18 protein-coding genes are annotated in these 19,281 nt (G+C 44.2%); 4 read left to right on the top strand and 14 right to left on the bottom strand.

Annotation, left to right across the window (positions count from 1 at the left end; translation table 11 throughout):
* Nucleotides 1-7: 7 nt before the first annotated feature.
* On the top strand, nucleotides 8-1,639 hold the full coding sequence (locus M0413_RS15910; RefSeq protein ID WP_249554871.1) for a sensor histidine kinase: 1,632 nt from the start codon (nucleotides 8-10) through the stop codon (nucleotides 1,637-1,639).
* Between the two features lie 33 nt (nucleotides 1,640-1,672).
* On the opposite strand, the gene tcdA is transcribed toward M0413_RS15910, so the two are convergent.
* Nucleotides 1,673-2,476 (bottom strand): tRNA cyclic N6-threonylcarbamoyladenosine(37) synthase TcdA, encoded by an 804-nt coding sequence (tcdA, locus tag M0413_RS15905; RefSeq protein ID WP_047539345.1) that lies wholly within the window; start codon nucleotides 2,474-2,476, stop codon nucleotides 1,673-1,675.
* A gap of 884 nt (nucleotides 2,477-3,360) precedes the next feature.
* On the opposite strand from tcdA, the gene M0413_RS15900 reads away from it, so the two are divergent.
* On the top strand, nucleotides 3,361-4,431 hold the full coding sequence (locus M0413_RS15900; protein ID WP_037428011.1) for a porin: 1,071 nt from the start codon (nucleotides 3,361-3,363) through the stop codon (nucleotides 4,429-4,431).
* 193 nt (nucleotides 4,432-4,624) lie between these two features.
* Here M0413_RS15900 and parC read toward each other — a convergent pair whose 3' ends face one another.
* From parC to nudF, 7 genes are read right to left on the bottom strand one after another with little or no spacing between them, the layout of a single operon-like run.
* Nucleotides 4,625-6,901 carry a DNA topoisomerase IV subunit A gene (gene parC, locus M0413_RS15895; protein WP_055647704.1) on the bottom strand — a complete coding sequence of 759 codons (2,277 nt, stop codon included), beginning with the start codon at nucleotides 6,899-6,901 and terminating at the stop codon, nucleotides 4,625-4,627.
* Nucleotides 6,894-8,069 (bottom strand): PQQ-dependent sugar dehydrogenase, encoded by a 1,176-nt coding sequence (locus M0413_RS15890; RefSeq protein ID WP_069454282.1) that lies wholly within the window; start codon nucleotides 8,067-8,069, stop codon nucleotides 6,894-6,896. Before M0413_RS15890 ends, parC begins: the two co-directional genes overlap by 8 nt.
* A 52-nt stretch (nucleotides 8,070-8,121) precedes the next feature.
* Nucleotides 8,122-10,008, bottom strand: coding sequence for a DNA topoisomerase IV subunit B (gene parE, locus M0413_RS15885; protein WP_037422159.1), 1,887 nt, complete (start codon nucleotides 10,006-10,008; stop codon nucleotides 8,122-8,124).
* A 56-nt stretch (nucleotides 10,009-10,064) separates the two neighbouring features.
* On the bottom strand, nucleotides 10,065-10,640 hold the full coding sequence (locus M0413_RS15880; RefSeq protein WP_203432895.1) for a YqiA/YcfP family alpha/beta fold hydrolase: 576 nt from the start codon (nucleotides 10,638-10,640) through the stop codon (nucleotides 10,065-10,067).
* A 26-nt stretch (nucleotides 10,641-10,666) separates the two neighbouring features.
* The gene (gene cpdA, locus M0413_RS15875; RefSeq protein ID WP_169547091.1) at nucleotides 10,667-11,503 is read right to left on the bottom strand and encodes a 3',5'-cyclic-AMP phosphodiesterase; all 837 of its coding nucleotides are present in this window, start codon (nucleotides 11,501-11,503) and stop codon (nucleotides 10,667-10,669) included.
* Between the two features lie 15 nt (nucleotides 11,504-11,518).
* Nucleotides 11,519-11,959: a DUF1249 domain-containing protein gene (locus M0413_RS15870; protein WP_037422150.1), complete on the bottom strand. Its 441-nt coding sequence runs from the start codon at nucleotides 11,957-11,959 to the stop codon at nucleotides 11,519-11,521.
* 12 nt (nucleotides 11,960-11,971) lie between these two features.
* The gene (gene nudF / locus M0413_RS15865) at nucleotides 11,972-12,574 is read right to left on the bottom strand and encodes an ADP-ribose diphosphatase (protein WP_203432894.1); all 603 of its coding nucleotides are present in this window, start codon (nucleotides 12,572-12,574) and stop codon (nucleotides 11,972-11,974) included.
* A gap of 241 nt (nucleotides 12,575-12,815) precedes the next feature.
* Here nudF and tolC point away from each other — a divergent pair, with 241 nt between their 5' ends.
* On the top strand, nucleotides 12,816-14,123 hold the full coding sequence (gene tolC / locus M0413_RS15860) for an outer membrane channel protein TolC (RefSeq protein ID WP_037422145.1): 1,308 nt from the start codon (nucleotides 12,816-12,818) through the stop codon (nucleotides 14,121-14,123).
* A gap of 66 nt (nucleotides 14,124-14,189) precedes the next feature.
* Here the strand turns inward: tolC and M0413_RS15855 are convergent, their stop codons facing one another.
* The 3 genes from M0413_RS15855 to M0413_RS15845 are packed head-to-tail and all read right to left on the bottom strand — an operon-like array spanning nucleotide 14,190 to nucleotide 16,392.
* Nucleotides 14,190-14,927 (bottom strand): TIGR04219 family outer membrane beta-barrel protein, encoded by a 738-nt coding sequence (locus M0413_RS15855; RefSeq protein WP_037428021.1) that lies wholly within the window; start codon nucleotides 14,925-14,927, stop codon nucleotides 14,190-14,192.
* 2 nt (nucleotides 14,928-14,929) lie between these two features.
* Entirely contained in the window at nucleotides 14,930-15,898 is a 969-nt protein-coding gene (locus M0413_RS15850) for a DUF2333 family protein (RefSeq protein WP_037422138.1), read from the bottom strand.
* An 11-nt stretch (nucleotides 15,899-15,909) separates the two neighbouring features.
* A complete protein-coding gene (locus tag M0413_RS15845; protein WP_249554869.1) occupies nucleotides 15,910-16,392 on the bottom strand; it encodes a copper chaperone PCu(A)C in 483 nt (160 codons plus the stop codon).
* Between the two features lie 34 nt (nucleotides 16,393-16,426).
* On the opposite strand from M0413_RS15845, the gene M0413_RS15840 reads away from it, so the two are divergent.
* A complete protein-coding gene (locus M0413_RS15840) occupies nucleotides 16,427-17,164 on the top strand; it encodes an enoyl-CoA hydratase-related protein (protein ID WP_037422131.1) in 738 nt (245 codons plus the stop codon).
* 139 nt (nucleotides 17,165-17,303) lie between these two features.
* Here the strand turns inward: M0413_RS15840 and M0413_RS15835 are convergent, their stop codons facing one another.
* The 3 genes from M0413_RS15835 to dusA form a co-directional block, all read right to left on the bottom strand.
* The gene (locus M0413_RS15835; RefSeq protein WP_037422129.1) at nucleotides 17,304-17,504 is read right to left on the bottom strand and encodes a PspC domain-containing protein; all 201 of its coding nucleotides are present in this window, start codon (nucleotides 17,502-17,504) and stop codon (nucleotides 17,304-17,306) included.
* Between the two features lie 144 nt (nucleotides 17,505-17,648).
* A complete protein-coding gene (locus M0413_RS15830; RefSeq protein WP_037422125.1) occupies nucleotides 17,649-17,942 on the bottom strand; it encodes a hypothetical protein in 294 nt (97 codons plus the stop codon).
* A gap of 207 nt (nucleotides 17,943-18,149) precedes the next feature.
* Nucleotides 18,150-19,157: a tRNA dihydrouridine(20/20a) synthase DusA gene (dusA, locus tag M0413_RS15825; RefSeq protein ID WP_047539336.1), complete on the bottom strand. Its 1,008-nt coding sequence runs from the start codon at nucleotides 19,155-19,157 to the stop codon at nucleotides 18,150-18,152.
* Nucleotides 19,158-19,281: the final 124 nt, after the last annotated feature.

Here is a 19,281-nt window from a genome sequence, read left to right as displayed (position 1 = left end):
ATTTAAGATGCTGACATTCTTCAGTCAATTTATAAAAAGCCCGATTGGTAGGCACCTCACCTTGTCAATTGTGCTATTCAGCTCCTTAATCACACTAATGACGACAGCCTACCAACTCATTAGCGATTATCGTGGCGATGTTAGTCGGATTGATCGGGTATTTTCTAATATCGAGAAAGCTAACCTGGATGTATTAGCCGCAAGTATTTGGGTAATAGATGAAAGACTGATTAACACCCAACTAAATGGTCTCATCCAACTACCTGATATTAACTACATTTCAATCAAAGATGATAGTGGTCAATCGTGGAACGGAGGAACCCCAAAACCAACTCATACTTTAAATAAAATCTTTCCTCTGGTGTATAAATCACCGACCGACAATATCAACGTTGGTACTTTAGAAGTACAAGTAGACATGGATGCCATTTATGACCGCCTTTACGATAAAGCCATCCTTATTTTACTCTCCAATGGCATAAAAACCTTCTTAGTCGCTGGATTTATTCTATTTTTAGTCTGGTACAACATCACTAAACATCTCGATAAACTCAGTAAATACTGCAAACGGATTAACTTAGACGCGGACTTCGAACCCCTTCAATTTGAACGTAAGGAGAAAATCGATGAGTTTAAACAAGTTGCTGATGCGATTAACAGCATGCAAGGGCAACTTCGCAGCTCATTTGAAGCACTGAAAAGTTCTAAAGCAGAGTTACAAACAGCATTAGAAGATAGAGAGCGTTTACTGAAACTCGAACGTAGTTATAAGGAAGAACTAGCAAGACAAGTTAAAGAGCGAACCCAAGAGTTAGAGCAATCCTTAGCCGCTCTAAAGCGCGCACAGCAGGTGTTAGTTGAACAGGAAAAAATGGCCGCCTTAGGAGGATTAGTGTCTGGTGTGGCGCACGAAATTAATACCCCCATTGGTATTTGCTTAACGGCGGCCAACGCACAATTAAATCATATAGAAGAACTCATTGAGCTTATCCATAGTGAGCACGCGACACTCGACGAAATCAATGCGATTTTGGACGAGTATCAACAAAGCTGTGAGCTTATAGTTCGTAATATCACCAAAGCCAGCAGCCTAATTCAAAAATTCAAGACTATTGCTATCGACCGCAGCCACGAAGAGCATCAGTGCATCAATCTGCAAAGGCAGCTTAAAGAGATTTTAGCGTCTAGCTTGATAATGCATCCTAAACTCAACGCAAAAACCGACCTACAAGTCGATCCCAACTTAAATATTCAAACTAATGTGAGTCTATTAAACCAAATCGTCAGTAATATATTGTCCAACGCTTATACCCATGCATTTCAAGACCGAGAAGATAATCAGATACAAATCTCCGCCAGTATTGAGCAGGGCTTTGTGAATATCAGCATCCAAAATAATGGCGTCGCAATCCCCCCCGAAGTCGCTGAACATATGTTCGAGCCTTTCTTTACCACCAATAGAAGTAAAGGCGGCACGGGATTAGGTTTATCCGCTGCCTTTAATGCAGTCACCTTGTTAAAAGGTTCAATGAGCTATCAAGCAGACTCTTCACTTGGCGGCGCGCAATTTAACATTCGCATTCCTCTTAACCAATGCGATGCGCCTAAGATAACCACTCACCACGAGTTCACTATTTGAAAATATTTAGAACAATAAAACATACAAATTGGATTATTCGTTAGCTAATTGTGCCAACCGAGAAAGGACACGGCTCGCCGCCACAAATCCAAAAGTACCAGTGACCATAGTCACAGCACCAAACCCCGAAGCACAATCCATCCGCATGCTACCATCGGCGGTGGCTTTAGTACTACAAACCGAGCCATCAGCTTGAGGGTAAACGAGCTGTTCACTAGAAAAAACGGCATCCACAGCAAAACGACGTTGTACATTTTTGGAGAAGTTATATTCACGGCGGAGAATATTACGCACTTTTGCAAGCAACGGATCTTGATAGGTCTTAGCCAAATCAGTCAGTTGGATCTGTGTTGGATCAACTTGCCCACCAGCACCACCTACGGTCACTATCTTGATTTTTTGACGTTTGCACCAAGCAATAAGCGCTGCTTTTTGTTTAACCGCATCAATACAATCAACAACATAATCAATATTGCCGCCTGACTGAGAACCTAGTAAATAGTCACCCAGATTGTCGACCGTAATAAAATCTTCTACTTCATTGACTTGGCAATCAGGATTAATCTCGCGGATCCGTTTGGCCATAACTGCAACCTTAGAATCGCCAATAGTTGAGGTAAGCGCATGAATTTGACGGTTAGTATTGGTCACGCAGATATCATCTAAATCAATTAAGGTAATTTGACCAATACCACTCCTTGCCAATGCCTCAGCCGCCCAAGTGCCCACACCACCAATACCAATTACCACGACATGAGATGCTGCAAATTTCGCAAGCGCTTTTTGCCCGTACAAGCGGCCTATGCCACCAAAGCGATTTTGATAGGCTTCAGTCATCAATACTTACCTTATTTATATCTAGCGAACCCGGCCGCAACGAGAAGGAGGAGAAACACTTACCAACGCAGCATAATGCATGAAAAATGCGCCGAAGATTCTAAACGATTTAAGCCAAAAACCGAAATCAAACTCAACCCATGAGCTAAAAGATACAGCTAGATTTTAAAGTAAACCACTCGGCTTTCCTAAGGCACTGAGCAGACATGTTTGCGCGAATGCGAGTGTAAGCGCTAAACCCACGTTGATTGACGGCTTTACTCGTCAATAATCATTCCTCGTTTCGCAAGCACAAGCTTGCCATAACGAATAAAATTCACACTCAAAACGTCAATACGCCCTAATACTATGGTCTAGGATCATGGCTATCGCATTGAACTAATGCTTATGCTAGCTGAGTTAATACAATATCTAAATAATAGATCATCAACAACAATTAAATTTTTGATTTTAAACATATTTAACAACATCCCCTCAGGCATTTTGTTGCTAAAAAGTAACTTTACTTGTTTTTTTTATTGTACTCGGTACCCAATAACACCAACTCACGCGTATATGACAAACTTGCGACAACATTAGTATATGCTACAGTTAGGCCCGCCGGTCTGTATATGCTACGGCACTTCGCATACCTCTTTAGTAGTATGCCAAAAATACAGTTTTATCTCTTACACGCCGATTTTCGGTCAAGTGATAGGGAAATGTCCTAAAAAACCCCGAATACAGACAAGGAGAGCTAAAAACTTGATCTATGACACAGCCTGCAAGGCATAAAACTGTAAAAATCGGCGGCAACTTTGTTACTTATTTCTGTAACAAACGTGTTAAACCACACAAAAACCATGAAAAATGGATAAGAACTTAGGTTCGAGGGAGCACAAAACATGAAAAAGACATTCATCTCTGCATCAGTTGCATCAGTATTAGCGCTGGCTTCATTCGGTGCGCTAGCCGAAGGCCCAAGCTTCTATGGTCGTTTAGAGCTTGCATTAACTAATACTGAAACAGGTGCAACTCTACAATCAGGCACCAATGGTGTTGATACTAAAAACTATGCTGATGAAAACAATGCTGGTACCTATTTAGAAAACAACTTCTCACTGTTAGGTGTTAAAGGTACTGAGAAAATCGCTGATGGCTATGATGTTGTTTATCAAATGGAATTCCAAGTTGAAAACACTTCTGGCTCAGGTGATGTGTTCAAAGCTCGTAACACTTTCCTCGGTTTAAAAACTAATGCAGGTACTGTATTAGTGGGTCGTAATGACACAGTATTTAAGCAAGCAGAAGGTAACGTAGACGTATTTGGTAACACCAACGCCGATATCGACCGTTTAGTCAGCGCACAAACTCGTAGCGCAGATGGTGTATGGTACTACTCACCAAAAATCGCTGATTTAGTGACCTTAAACGCCACTTACCTGTTCGATGATAACGACACTACTGCAAAAACCACCGAAAGCTTATACGCTCTGAGTGCAACTCTGGGTGATAGCAAGTTCAAAGATCAAAACTACTATTTAGCAGTTGCTTATAACAAAGGTATTGCGGGTGTTGATGCATACCGTGGTGTAGCACAAGTTAAATTTGGCGATTTCAAAGTGGGTGGTTTATTCCAAAACTCTGAAAGCGTAACTGATAGCTCAGTAGATGGTAACACTTACTTTGTTAACGTTGTTTACACTTTAAACGGTGTTAACCTGAAAGCCGAATACGGCTTTGATGAAACGGGCTTTGGTAACTACTACAAAAACGTTACCACTGGTACAAACCTGTTAAAAGGCGCAGACATCAGCGTACAAAACTTCAACGTGGGTGCTGACTACCGTTTCTCTAAATCAACTATGGTATACGGTCAATACGCAATGTACCGTGGTGACCATGTCGTAGCAGGTAACAAAGTAGACCTACAAGACGACAACGTATTCTCTGTTGGTGTACGTTACGACTTCTAATATCCTTACGGATATTCGCTAATAAAAACCTACCGCAAGCGGTAGGTTTTTTTATGCCTTGTATTTAAGAAAAGTGACTCTGTAGCGCATAACTCTGAGAATAAAAAAGCCACTCCAGTGAAACTTGAGTGGCTTTGATTAACGGTTTTGATAACTTCTGCTGGCTACCTCTTACGCAGCCTCAAATTAACAGTTAAATGCTAGGCAAGACCTCAGCACCTTCGCCTAATTCCACACTATCAACACGCTGTAATCCACGTGGTAATTTTGCCCCACGACGTCCGCGCTCACCGCGATAATGCTCTAAATCACTTGGTTTAAGTGTGAGTTTGCGCTTACCCGCCCACAAGGTAACTGGAGTATCTGCTGGCACAAGTTGTAAATGTGTCATTAACTCTTCACGGTTTTTAGCGCGCTCGCTTGGAATACCGATAATCTTATTACCTTTACCCTTAGATAATTGCGGCAATGCTTCCAATGAAAACAGTAGCATACGACCTTCATTGGTGATGGCAAGGATAGACATCTCTCGATTACGATCAATCGGTTTGGGTGATAAAGACTTGGCATTCGTCGGTAAACTCAATAGCGCTTTACCCGCCTTATTACGAGACACCATGTCATTGAAAGTACAAATAAAGCCATAACCTGCATCGGTTGCTAAGAGGAAGCATTGCTCGTCTTCCCCCAAAATAACATGCTGCATGGTCTCACCAGATGCCATATTAAAGCGCGTAGTAATGGGCTCACCTTGGGTACGAGCCGATGGCAGACTATGACTATCGGTGGCAAAGGCGCGACCGGATGAGTCAATAAACACTGCCACCTGATTACTACGCCCGATGGCACTACAGAGATATTGATCGCCCGCCTTATAGGATAAAGACTCGGCATCAATATCATGGCCCTTAGCACAACGCACCCAACCTTTTTCTGATAACACCACAGTCACAGGTTCACTCGGGGTAAGCTCTTGCTCTGTTAAGGCGCGGGACTCATGGCGTTCTACAATAGGAGAGCGGCGATCATCGCCATAGGTCTCACCATCTTGGATTAATTCTTTCTTAATTAAGGTTTTTAAACGGCGCTCAGAACCTAATAATTGCTCTAACTTTTCACGTTCAGCTTCGAGTTCGTCCTGCTCAGCCTTGATCTTAAATTCTTCTAACTTAGCTAAATGGCGTAATTTTAACTCGAGGATGGCCTCAGCCTGCTTGTCTGTCAGGTTAAAACGCGCCATCAACTCCGCTTTGGGCTCATCATGAAAACGAATGATCTCAATGACTTCATCAATATTGAGAAAAGCGATCATTAACGCTTCAAGGATATGTAAACGCGCCAACACTTTATCTAAACGATATTCTAGGCGACGTCTTACGGTATCGACACGAAACTCAAGCCATTCGGTGAGTAAGTCTTTTAGGCCCTTAACTCTTGGACGACCATCAAGGCCCAGTACGTTAAGGTTTACCCTAAAACTTTTCTCAAGATCGGTAGTCGCAAACAAGTGCGCCATCAGTTGATCGCAATCGACGCGATTTGAGCGCGGTACAATCACTAAGCGAACGGGATTTTCATGGTCAGACTCATCACGCAAGTCAGCAACCATAGGCAATTTTTTCGCCTGCATTTGAGCAGCAATCTGCTCTAAAATCTTACCACTACCCGCCTGATGTGGTAGCGCGGTGATCACTATTTCACCGGCTTCGACAGTATAAACCGCACGGGCTTTTAAGGAGCCCCGCCCAGTTTCATAGATTTTGGCAATATCGGCAGACGGGGTGATGATCTCAGCTTCTGTAGGATAATCAGGCCCTGGCACATAGGCCATCAACTGCGCAAGGTCGAGTTTGGGATCGTCCAAAAGCGCAACGCAGGCATTCACTAACTCTCTAGCATTATGTGGCGGTATATCTGTCGCCATGCCCACCGCAATACCAGTGATGCCGTTCAGCAAAATATGAGGTAAACGTGCAGGCAGCACTTTGGGCTCTTTTAACGTGCCATCGAAGTTCGCCCCCCAGTCAACCGTACCTTGTCCCAGCTCAGATAATAACAACTCAGAAAACTTTGACAGGCGCGCCTCGGTATAACGCATTGCTGCAAATGACTTAGGATCGTCTGGTGCCCCCCAGTTTCCTTGACCATCTACGAGTGGATAACGATATGAAAATGGCTGCGCCATCAGCACCATCGCCTCATAGCAGGCACTATCGCCATGGGGATGGTACTTACCTAATACGTCACCCACTGTACGAGCTGATTTTTTATGCTTTGATTGAGCCGATAAACCAAGCTCGCTCATAGCATAAATAATCCGTCGTTGTACGGGTTTAAGGCCATCACCAATATGGGGTAAGGCTCGGTCCATAATGACGTACATGGAATAATTCAGATAAGCTTCTTCGGTAAAGCGCCGCAATGGCATCTGCTCTACGCCATCCAAGCTTAACTTGATTGCGTCACTCATTTTCTTCTAGTTCCTGTGGTTCTTCAGTATTATCGCCATCCCTATAGAACAGTCGATACAGGTTACCTTTCAAATCATCCGAGATGTACATGGCCCCATCTTCACCGGACAATAATCCATAGGGGCGGGCGACAGGAAACTCACCGTCGAGAAAACTCACTACGGTTTCGCGGCTGACCACCTGTTGGTTCTCAAGCTTCAACATGACGATTTGATAACCGACTTTGCTTGAACGGTTCCAAGAACCATTTTCAGCAACAAACAATTGGTTATGATAGATTTCTGGGAATTGCTTACCACGGTAAAATGCCAGTCCCGTTGGTGCAACGTGTGCAGGCAGTTCGTATATCGGTACAGAAATTTTTAAATTTTTTGGCTTTTCATAGGCAGGTTCGACCACGGATGATGCGTGTAAATACGGAAAGCCATAATGGCTGCCCGCCACATCGATGCGGTTAATCTCATCGGGGGGTAAGTTATCGCCCATCCAATCGCGTCCTTGATCGGCAAACCACAATTTGCCGTCTTGAGGAGACCAGTCAAAACCTGTCACATCGCGAATACCTGACGCAATTTGCTCACTGGCGCCGGTATCCACATTAATCGCAATAATACTGCTATAGGGTGCGCTCGCTTCACACACGTTACAAGGTGCACCGATAGAGACATAGAGCCTGCCATCAGGACCAAAATTCATCGCTCGTGCACTTTTCTTATCTGACTCTGGTAAATCGCTATAAATCTCTTTAGGACGACTTGGACGGCGTAAGCGCTGCTCGATATCAATAAAGCGGACAATTCGGTTTTCAGTTGCCACAAACAGATCACCATTATGGAACGCGATCGCATCGGGAGACTCTAACCCCTTGGCGATGACATAACGCTTGTCTACACGACCATCTTGATTACTATCAACAAGCGCATGCACTGTGCCACTCTTATTGGAGCCGACAAATAAGGTGCCATTTGCCCCCATCGCAAGCTGTTTGGCATCCCCAAGATCGGAAGCATAGAGCGATAAACCAAATCCCTTTGAGACGGTAATCATGATCGACTGAGCCCCTGCAATCGCCGTCTGGATCGGTAACAAAGCCAGACTCACCAGTAGGGTCCAATAGGCAGAGAACACCTTTAAACATTTATAATTATTCGTTTTAATATACAACATGGTAATTTTCTTTATGCCTAAGTGTTATTGTTATCGGCAATAGTGCACAACATTAAAGTACCGCCATGTCACCCTTATCTTCGAGCCAGTTTTTACGATCGGGTGAACGCTTCTTAGCTAACAGCATATCCATAAGAGAATCAGTTTCTTCTGCATCATCAATAGTTAACTGCACTAAACGGCGAGTATTAGGGTCCATTGTCGTTTCACGCAATTGCAGTGGATTCATTTCACCCAGACCTTTAAAGCGTGTTACTTGAACTTTACCTTTTTTATTCTCAGCGCTGATACGATCGAGAATACCTTCTTTTTCAGCCTCATCTAAAGCGTAATAAACATCTTTACCTATATCGATACGGAACAATGGCGGCATGGCGATATAAACATGACCCTGCTCAACCAACACTCGGTAATGTTTCAGAAACAGTGCACAGAGTAAAGTCGCAATATGCAATCCATCGGAATCGGCGTCGGCGAGGATGCAGATTTTGCCATACCTTAACTCAGAAATATCATTGCTATCGGGATCACAACCAATTGCCACCGAAATATCATGTACTTCCTGCGACGCTAATACCTGAGATGCATCCACTTCCCACGTATTTAAGATTTTACCACGTAGCGGCATAATAGCTTGAAACTCACGGTCTCTAGCCTGTTTAGCACTGCCTCCCGCAGAATCCCCTTCCACAAGGAAGAGTTCGCCGCGCATTGGATCTTGGCCACTACAATCGGTCAATTTACCCGGTAATGCGGGACCTGATGTGACTTTTTTACGGGCGACTTTTTTGGCTGCTTTTAAGCGTTTTTGCGCGTTATTAATACACATTTCAGCCAATGACTCGGCTAATTCGGTATTCGAATTTAACCAAAGCGAAAATGCATCACGCACGATACCTGAAACAAAGGCTGAGCTTTGACGGCTCGAAAGCTTCTCTTTGGTTTGTCCCGCAAACTGCGGGTCTTGCATTTTCACTGACAGAATGAAGGCTGCGCGATCCCAAATATCCTCAGGAGAGAGCTTAATCCCACGGGGGATGAGATTACGAAACTCACAAAACTCACGCATCGACTCTAGCAAACCTTGGCGAAAGCCATTCACATGGGTGCCACCTAAGGGAGTTGGGATCAAGTTGACATAACTTTCGTTAATCGACTCTCCGCCCTCTGGCAACCAGGTAATAGCCCAATCTGCCGCCTCAATTTGCCCCTTAAAACTACCGATAAAAGGCTCTTCCGGCAGCATGATATTATCGCCTACCGCCGTCTTAAGATAATCGGTTAAGCCACTCTCGTAGTACCACTCATGCACTTCGTTAGTGTGCTTATTAGTAAATTTAATTCTAAGACCGGGGCACAATACTGCTTTGGCACGCAGTAAATAAATAAGTTTGGAATTGGAGAAATTCGCCGAATCAAAATAACTCGCATCAGGCCAAAAATGTACTCGAGTACCGGTATTGCGCCGACCGCAAGTACCACTGACTCGTAGTTCTTCGACTTTAAAGCCATTTTCGAAAGCCATATCATACACTTGGCCATCTCTGCGCACAGTGACTTCAACTCTGCGAGACAGGGCGTTAACGACTGAAATCCCTACACCATGCAAACCACCGGAGAATTGATAATTTTTATTTGAAAATTTACCGCCAGCATGCAGTTTAGTCAGGATCAGCTCGACCCCTGGAATACCTTCTTCGGGATGAATATCCACTGGCATACCACGACCATCGTCAGTGACTTCCAGCGAGTTATCTGTGTGGAGCACAACTTCGATTTTAGTGGCATGGCCAGCTAAGGCTTCATCGACACTGTTATCTATGACCTCTTGGCCTAAATGGTTAGGTCGGCTGGTATCGGTATACATACCTGGACGGCGTTTAACTGGGTCAAGTCCGTTAAGAACTTCAATGGCGTCAGAGGTGTATTGATTAGTCATAGTGTACGCTATAGGTTGTTATATCCGGCCATGTTGCGGCTGTGGATGACGATTTGTCAAGGTAAGTGTAAAAATTGGCTTACAGTTTGCAGATATCGCTCATAACCCACAAAACTGTGATCACCACCGGATTCAATCCGTAATTGGCAATGATGATATTTATGTAGCGCTTCGCGATAATCCAGCACTTCATCGCCCGTTTGCAATAGTACCAAAAAACGATCGGGATTGCGGATAACAGTCGTATTAAATTCAGTCACTTCCTGCTTATGCTCTGGCAATACCTGATAATGCTCTTCGGTATAAGGGTTAAATTGCGGCCCCATAAATTCATCAAACAGTTCAAAGGGTTTTACTGCCGGATTCACCAACACGGCTCGGCCACCATAATGCTCAGCCAAATAACTGGCAAAATAACCCCCTAAGGACGAGCCAATATAGTTAAGCGGCTCACCCGCTTGCAAAGCCTCCTCAACATAGCGCTGTAGTAAGGCCATCGCAGCTTTGGGTGTATTGGGTAACTGTGGCTGATGAAAAGTGAGGGACGGGTGATGCTCGGCCATATATTGTGCCGTCATCACCGCTTTATCAGAGAAAGGAGAACTGTTGAATCCGTGAATATAGAGCAGCATAGTTCCTCAAGCTGCGGTCACTCGCGTTAATAACCGCTGGAATCTTTATCGGGGGAAAACAGATTTCCCGGTACGCGATACACATTAGTGCTGATGCTACCATCGGCCTTGAGCTCCAGCAAACGATAACCGGGTTGCAGTCCATCGAGGGCAAAATAAGGCGATTGCGGTTTAAACTGGATACAAGTAGAAGGTGTCGCCATTAATTGCAACGCACCATGGGGACCATCGTAAAGGCTATCCAATTGTTGATGCACATGGCCCCAAAGCAAAGCTTTGACTTGCGGGTATTGAGCGACACGCTTTAAAAATTCCGTCCCATTATCCATGCAGTGTTGGTCTAACCAAGCACAATTAACCAAAATAGGATTATGATGCATCACCAGTAAGGTATGGCGGTCTGGATGTGCGGCTATAGCCTGTTCAATGAGTTCGAATTGACTCGCGGCCATATGACCACCAGGTTTTCCTCTCACGGTGGAATCCAGCATCAAAATTTGCCATTTACCAACTAAGATACGTTGCTGGCCAAAAATCCGCTCGCCCTGCATATGCAAAAACATGATCCGCGGATCATCATGATTACCCGGAAGATAATGGCAAGGTAAATTGAGCGGGGCGACCGCTGACACAAATTGGCGATAAGACTCAGGGGAATAATCTTGACTTAAATCACCTGTGGCAAGCATAAGATGCGCAGGGTAATTGACGGCACGGATCGTATTGAGTACCGCGGCCAAACTTTTGCTGGTATTAACACCAAGTAGCTGAGCTTCAGGATCGGCAAAGAGGTGCGGGTCGGTGACTTGCACTATGCGCACATTTTCATCAGCTACAGAGTAAGAGATAGCCTCTTTCAGCACATTGAATACCCAATTCTAAGACTGGCAAACCAAACGTTGTTGGCCACCAATCTTCAATAATTCTCCCAGGAATGCATTTACCTGGTACTTCTCATCACTATGATACATACGTAAATTGGGATAATCATACACTGGGCGCAGTTGGTAAATCTGTTGACCAGTTAACACTTCTGCTAATTTAGCATCATGATAAATTCTCACTAACACCTTGGGAATATTAACAAACTCCACTATTTGTAGTGGGCGTGAGATTTCAACTAATTGAGTATATTTGGTATTTTCTAAAATACGGATAACTAATACACCAAATTCACCTTCAAGTTGCCAAGATTGACCTACAGCAATATCCAGTGGCAACCACTTTTGCATATAGCCATAGTTACGCCCGCATAGCGCTAAAAAGTCGCTCACGTTGGGTTGATAACGCGGTTTTTGATGTGATGTTGAATGCGCCAAACCTTTTCCAACCTAAACCAGTTGCTTATAGTTTAATTGCAGCCACTGCAATCCAATAACGGTCGATGCATTGTCTATTTCGCCATTAACGACACCGTGATAGGCAACCTCACGGTCTACAACATGCAATCGAATATCTTCGTGTTCGTCAGCTAATCCATGCAAACCTTGAGCTTGTGATGAATCCACCTCAGCCCAATAAAAATAGAAACGTTCAGTACTGCCACCAGGGCTTGCAAGATAACTGCTCACAAAACGGATGTGGCGAGCGGTCAAGCCAGTTTCTTCTAACAATTCGCGGTGCGCTACATCCTCTGGCGTTTCGTCGGGCGCAATCATACCCGCGACTAACTCCATAAGCCAAGGAGATTTAGTGGTTGCTAATGCAGGAAATCTAACTTGCTCAATCAACACAACCTTATCGCACTTAGGATCATAGGGCAGCACAACGACTGCATGGCCACGTTCAAAGACCTCACGGGTGACCGGCTGACTCCAGCCTCCAGCAAATAGCTTATGTTTGAAGGTAAATTGCTCTAAGGCAAAAAAGCCTTGATATAGCGATTTTTTTTCGAGGATTTCAATATCTGTTTGCGAAAAAACCTGAGGCTTCATATCTTATCCTTAACAGTTAAATTTTCGCCTATTATCAAGGCAATTTGGCTCATTTTTAAATAAAATCTGTTACACTTCGCAGTTGACTTGAACGTCTGGGAGTTTTTAGACTCTACGTCATTAAGTTTTAGCTGTATCGGGAAGCGTCGGGAAGCGCAAACCGCCTTGGTAAAGGCATTACTTAGTCTAAACGAAGTTATATATTTCTCCTTTTGGAGATTTTGTCTAATAAGGACAGCAAATGAAATTTAAGATCCGTTCTCTATGCGTAGCATTAACTCTAGCCGCTTCCGCTCCTGCGGTTCAAGCAGATGATTTACTGCAAATTTATCAACAGGCACTGACAAGTGACCCACTCGTGTTGCAAGCGCAAGCGCAACGTAACGCTTTGTTTGAAAAGATTGAACAAAATCGTGCGCCACTGTTACCGACTATCAGTGCAAACGTGGGCTATGACAAGGCATGGAATGATCCTCGAGATGATAGCAGCGGCCTGACTGGCAACCTAAAGCTCAATCAAGTCATTTATGACCATAGTGCTTGGGTAGGTTTAAGCCTTGCGGAGAAAGCCGCTTCTCAAGCTGACTCAACCTATGCATCGGCACTGCAAAATTTGATCACTCGCGTGACTAAAGCCTACTTTGATGTATTAACAGCCAAAGATAACTACGAGTTCCAAGGTGCAGAAAAACGCGCGATTGAGCGTCAACTTGAGCAAACTAAACAACGTTTTGCCGTTGGTTTAACTGCGATTACTGACGTTCATGAAGCTCAAGCACAATATGACTTAGCCTCAGCCTCTGAAATTTTGGCAGAAAATACCCTTGCCAATAGTTATGAAGCACTGCGCGAAATCACGGGTATCGATCACAAAGCCTTAAACGTACTCGACACTAACCGCTTCTCAGCAGTCACACCAGCACCGAGTTCATCTAGTGATTGGTTAAAAATTGCCGAAACCAATAGCGTCGATCTAATGACTCAACGTATTGGCAAAGATATCGCTCAAGAGACCATTAGCCTCTATAAAGCAGGCCATATGCCATCACTAAGCTTAAATGCTGGTTATAGCAAAGGTTTAGAGCAAAAATTAGGTAATTCGAATGAACCTGATTTTGACAACATGAGCGCAGGCATTAACTTAAGTATTCCGATTTTTGAAGGCTTTAAAGTCTCATCACAAGTCAAAGAAGCGCAGTTCCAATATGTTGAGGCAAGCGAGAAGTTGGAACAAACCTACCGTAGCGTAGTGAAAAACGTTCGTAATAACTACAACAACGTGGGGGCGTCAATCAGCTCTATCCGTGCTTACGAACAGTCTGTAATTTCATCTGAAAGTGCATTAAAGGCTACGCAAGCAGGCTTCGAAGTTGGTACTCGTACTATTGTTGACGTATTGAACCGTACACGCGATCTGTACGACTCAAAACGTAAATTATCAGATGCGCGTTACAGCTACATCAACTCGATTGTTGCACTGAAACAAGCAGCGGGTACATTAAACGAAGATGATGTTATTGCTATTAACAACGGCCTAAAAGCTGAATAAGTTAAGCAATATTGTCCAATAAAAAAACCGCCAAGATTGGCGGTTTTTTATTGTCAGAATTACGACTTAGAAGTCAATTTCGACGCCAGCGAAATAGCCATCAAACTTTGAGTCAGCACTAATGCCAGAGAAATTATTCACATCAAAGGCAAACTCACGATAGCCAACGCGCACACGGGTATCCACCGCAACACCATCAAACTGCCAGCCTAAACCGACCGCATAATCGTGTACATTCGACTCATTCACCCCAAGCATTAAATCTGCAAAGCCAAATAAGCCTAAACCCGGCATGCTCACATGGGTACTGGCGTACCCCATAACAATTCCGCTATCTACGTCTTTCTCTTCTGGATGACCTGCATCTTGGACACGCAGAGAGCCATTCATCAACTTATAAGCTGCGCCCAAATCAAAAGATAAAATATCGTTATCCAGCAGTTCGTAATACAACACAAAATCGGTGTTGCTCAGATCGGTATAACTGGTCACATTACCTTTAAAATCATGACCATTAAAGCTGAAATCAGCGTTCGCCAAGCTACCTTTTTGATCAAGACTGTTTTCACGAATTTTCAGATTTGGCACAAAAGGCAGTGGGTGTTCAACGGCAAACCAATAGCTACCCTGCGCTGATGAGCTGTAGTCAAAACCTTGTTGTGGCTGACCTTTATCGGAAAAAGTACCGCTAGTATCGGCGCGCCAATAATCGCCACCTATTTTAAAACCAACCACAGTGGCTGCGTGAGCTGATGTAGCCATTATGCAGCCTAATACTGCACTGGCCAGGAGTATTTTTTTCATAATTAACCTTGAGATAGCAAGTTCGTTAAATCAATCACCGCGGCATTTGCACGGGATACATAGTTAGCCATAACCAATGAATGATTAGCGACTAGACCGAAACCACTGCCATTAAGCACAACAGGGCTCCAAACCGTTTGCTGAGTTGCCTCTAGTTCACGAATGATCTGTTTTAGGCTCACTTCAGCATTTTTCTTTTTCAGCACGTCAGCAAAATCGACTTCAACTGCACGCATAAAATTCAGTAATGCCCATGAGGCGCCACGGCTCTCATAAAACACATCATCAATTTTCCACCAGCTGGTTTTCACCTGATGGCTGGCTAAATTAGGGGTTGATTGACGCGCAGCATTATCCCCCGCTAAATCGGTGTTAAGACGTTCTTGACCTACACTTGCAGATAACCGTTGCGACATACTGCCTAAACGTTTTTGCACTTCTTTGAGCCACTCATTAAGGTTATCTGCGCGGGCATAAAACTGTGCATCTTGATTATTCGGATCCATCATTCGCGCCCGGTACAACTTAAGTAGCTTAATACCATCGCGGTATTCGCTTTCAGCACTCGGCACTAACCAACTGGTATGGTCGATGTTTAACTTAGCCTGCGCTTCACTCAAATCTTTATCAGCGGTAGATTGCGACTGTGAACGGCTAAACTCTTTACGCATAATCAGCGCCAAATCACGCGCTTGCTCTAAAGCGCCATACTCAAAGGCGGGCATGTTATCCATAAAGATTGAGGGTGGCATAACATCATTCGATAGCCAACCACCTTGCTTATCCAGCAGCGTTTCAACGGTCATAATCAAAGAGGTTGTGGTCGCATAACCAACAACATTCTTTTCTGTGGCAGTAAGCTGTTGTGGCGTCAGCGGATCAGGCTCGATACTCCACCAGACACTCACAACATAACCAATTAAAACAACGCATAAACTAACTCCAGTGACCTTCTTCCATGTGATTTGCATCAAGCGACTCCTTAATGATGGTGATGATGCTCGGGTTCAGCAGCATTCTCGGCCTGCTTAGCGACAGGCAATGTAATCGTCATTTTTTCGCCATCGTTAAACTCTAATTGCAGCTTAACTTGCTGATCTAACACTAATGGAGCCTTAAGCCCAATTAGCATGACATGCTCCCCCGATGGCATCAGGGTTAATTTTCCATGGGATGGAATATCAAAGCCTTCAACATGGCGCATTTTTACCATACCTTGCTCTTCAATAATGGTATGCAATTGCGCTTCGTTCGTTACGTCGGTTGTCACGCCAATCAAGCGTACGGCTTTATCGTTGTGATTTTCGAGCGTAAAGTAAGCGGCAGTATTTGGAACGGTATCAGGCATTGCACGTACATGACCTTCAGTCATCACTACGTTGGCGAAAACAGAAAATGAAGCACAGGATAAGGCAACACAATTAAACATCTGTTTGAATATCGGTTTCAATGTCTTAAACTCCATGTCTACCCAATGTCGTCGTAAAGGAAAACAACCCATGAGTCATATACAGGTTCGGGATGATCAGGGCGTTCGTGTTATCAGCTTTAATCGCCCAGATAAACGCAATGCACTTGATCTTAATATGTATAAACAACTGACAGAATACCTGATCGAAGGTGAAGCAGACAACGACATTCGTGCCTTTATGCTCCATGGTGAAGATAATTGTTTCACCTCGGGCAATGATGTTGCAGACTTTTTGAAAAATAGTGACTTAGGGCCAAACCATCCTGCGGTACGCTTCTTATTTTGTTTATTAGAGCTCAAAAAACCACTGGTCGCTGCCGTTTCTGGTGCGGCTGTTGGTATTGGTACCACTGTGCTACTTCATTGCGATTTAGTTTACGCAGACAATACAGCTAAGTTTCAACTGCCCTTTGTTAATTTAGCCTTGGTCCCTGAAGCGGGCGCGAGTTTACTCCTACCCGAATTAGTGGGTTATCAAAAAGCAGCTGAATTATTGCTGCTCGGAGAAAGTTTTGATGCTGATACCGCCCACAGACTGAACATCATTAACGATGTGATCGCCCAAGAAGAGTTATTGGTTTATGCCTTTAACCAAGCGAAAAAACTAGCCAATCAACCACCGCAGGCGCTGCAAATTACCCGTCAATTGATGCGACCGCATAAAAACCGTGTGCAACACCAAATGCATCAAGAATTAGAACAATTTAGTGCAAGACTTAAAAGTGATGAAGCAAAAGCCAGATTCCAGGCTTTTCTTAAAAAGTGATACTCACTTAGCAAGTGCTCATTATTGGCATGAGGGTCAATGTGCCCTCTTGTTGATAGCATCTCGCTAACGATTGTGGCCATAAACGTGTATAGGCTGTCCCATTAATGTCCCACAATCTAGAGTACAAAAACTTGGCTTAAATCGGTCTTTTCCATTGTTCTACAAGCAAAGCCAACACAAAATACACCAGTAGACTCACGCCTGGCATAAACAGAATTGCCCCCGCCCATACCACTCGCGTCCAAAAACATGACCAACCAAATTGCCACGCCATACCTGATGCAACACCACAGACCAAACGTTGTGAATTGTTCATTCGTATTTGCGCTCGTTTCATTTTGAACTCCAAAATTTTATGAGTTACTTATCGCTGACACTATGCCACTGAAACCAGCAGATAATGCCTGAAAACAACGCGAGGCTAATCACTGGTAGCAGTAGCAAAGTCATTAGAGGTGCTACAAACCACATAGGCAGATCCTTACTTATTCGCGCTCAATTCACCTGTGGTTGCCGAATCAGTTTGGGTATCCGCGCTCAGTGTTAGTTGACTGTTAAAATCATAGATACTTTCAGCCAGTTGCGTTTGCAGCGATAACACCAATTCACGCTTTGTATTCACTAACAACTCCTGCGCTTGGGTGCTAAGAGTTTGCTCAATGGCGCTCATAACATCAGATACAGGAGCCGCTTCAGCATGTGCTGTAACACTCGCCATTAATGCACCGAATAACACACTTGCTTGAACTGATTTTTTAACATTTGAAGTAAACATGATGTCGTCCCTTTCGATTGATTAACTTGACATAGGGACTATTACAAAGGGCGTGCCAACTTATCAAATAAAACCTAACGCACTAATTTAATTAGATTTAAAAATTTATTTTAAGCTAGAACGAGATAAGCGAGATATTTAGGAAAGGTAAAGTGGTGAAAAATACTACAACGTTTAGTGAATCTCACCACTTTTTAAATCGAATGATTATTGAGCAATTATTTCTGTTTGAATACTCAAATAAGCCTGCTTTACCACCTCTATGCCCGCACCGTTTTTATGGGCGTTTTCGCTTAAATAACGACGCCACGCACGGGCACCAGGCAAACCTTGGAATAAGCCAATCATATGGCGAGTGATATGATTTAGGCGTCCGCCCGCCTGCAAGTGAGCCTCGATATAGGGCACCATCGCTTCAATCACAGCCTCACGGCTAATCACCGCCTTCTGGCTGCCACAGAGCAGTTGGTCAACCTGCGACAACATATAAGGATTCTGGTAAGCCTCACGTCCTACCATCACACCATCTAAGTGCTGCAAGTGGGTTTGGGCCTGTTCAAGGCTAGTGATGCCACCGTTAATGCTGATATTAAGCGTCGGATAATCACGTTTGAGCTGATACACACGTTCGTAGTCTAAGGGCGGGATCTCGCGATTCTCTTTCGGGCTTAAGCCTTGCAGCCAAGCCTTACGCGCATGGATTATAAACTCACCACAGCCTTTAGCCATGACAGTATCAATAAAGTGAGTCAAAAACTCATAGCTATCCTGCTCATCGATCCCGATGCGCGTTTTTACCGTCACAGGAATATCAACCACTTGCTTCATGGCATCGACACATTCAGCCACCAGCTCAGGTTCAGCCATCAAACAGGCACCAAAGCGACCATTTTGCACCCGATCCGAAGGACAGCCCACATTGAGGTTCACTTCATCATAACCGCGCTCGGCGGCCAGTTTGGCGCAGCGAGCAAGTTCAGCAGGATTCGAGCCACCCAACTGCAATGCAAGAGGATGTTCCTCTTGGTTATAGGCAAGATAATCGCCACGGCCATGCAAAATCGCGCCGGTGGTCACCATCTCGGTATACAGTAAGGCATTGGCCGACATTAAACGCGCAAAATAACGGTAATGACGATCCGTCCAATCGAGCATCGGTGCAATGGAAAAGGTGCGGTCGAGCTGTAGACCATCATTAAGATTATTTTTCAACACGTGACTATCGACTCAAGTAATTAAAATTTGCCAGCAAGTTCATGCTTTGAGGGATAAGGCGCCTTAATTTAAGCTGCAGATGAGCCATGCAGCGCCAGCGTAAAAATACAAAAACAGTAAACGA

This window comes from Shewanella sp. 8A, from assembly GCF_023475945.1.
Taxonomy (GTDB): domain Bacteria; phylum Pseudomonadota; class Gammaproteobacteria; order Enterobacterales; family Shewanellaceae; genus Shewanella; species Shewanella xiamenensis.
Note: the sequence above shows the minus strand (reverse complement) of the source record. Positions and strands in the feature narration are given on the sequence as shown.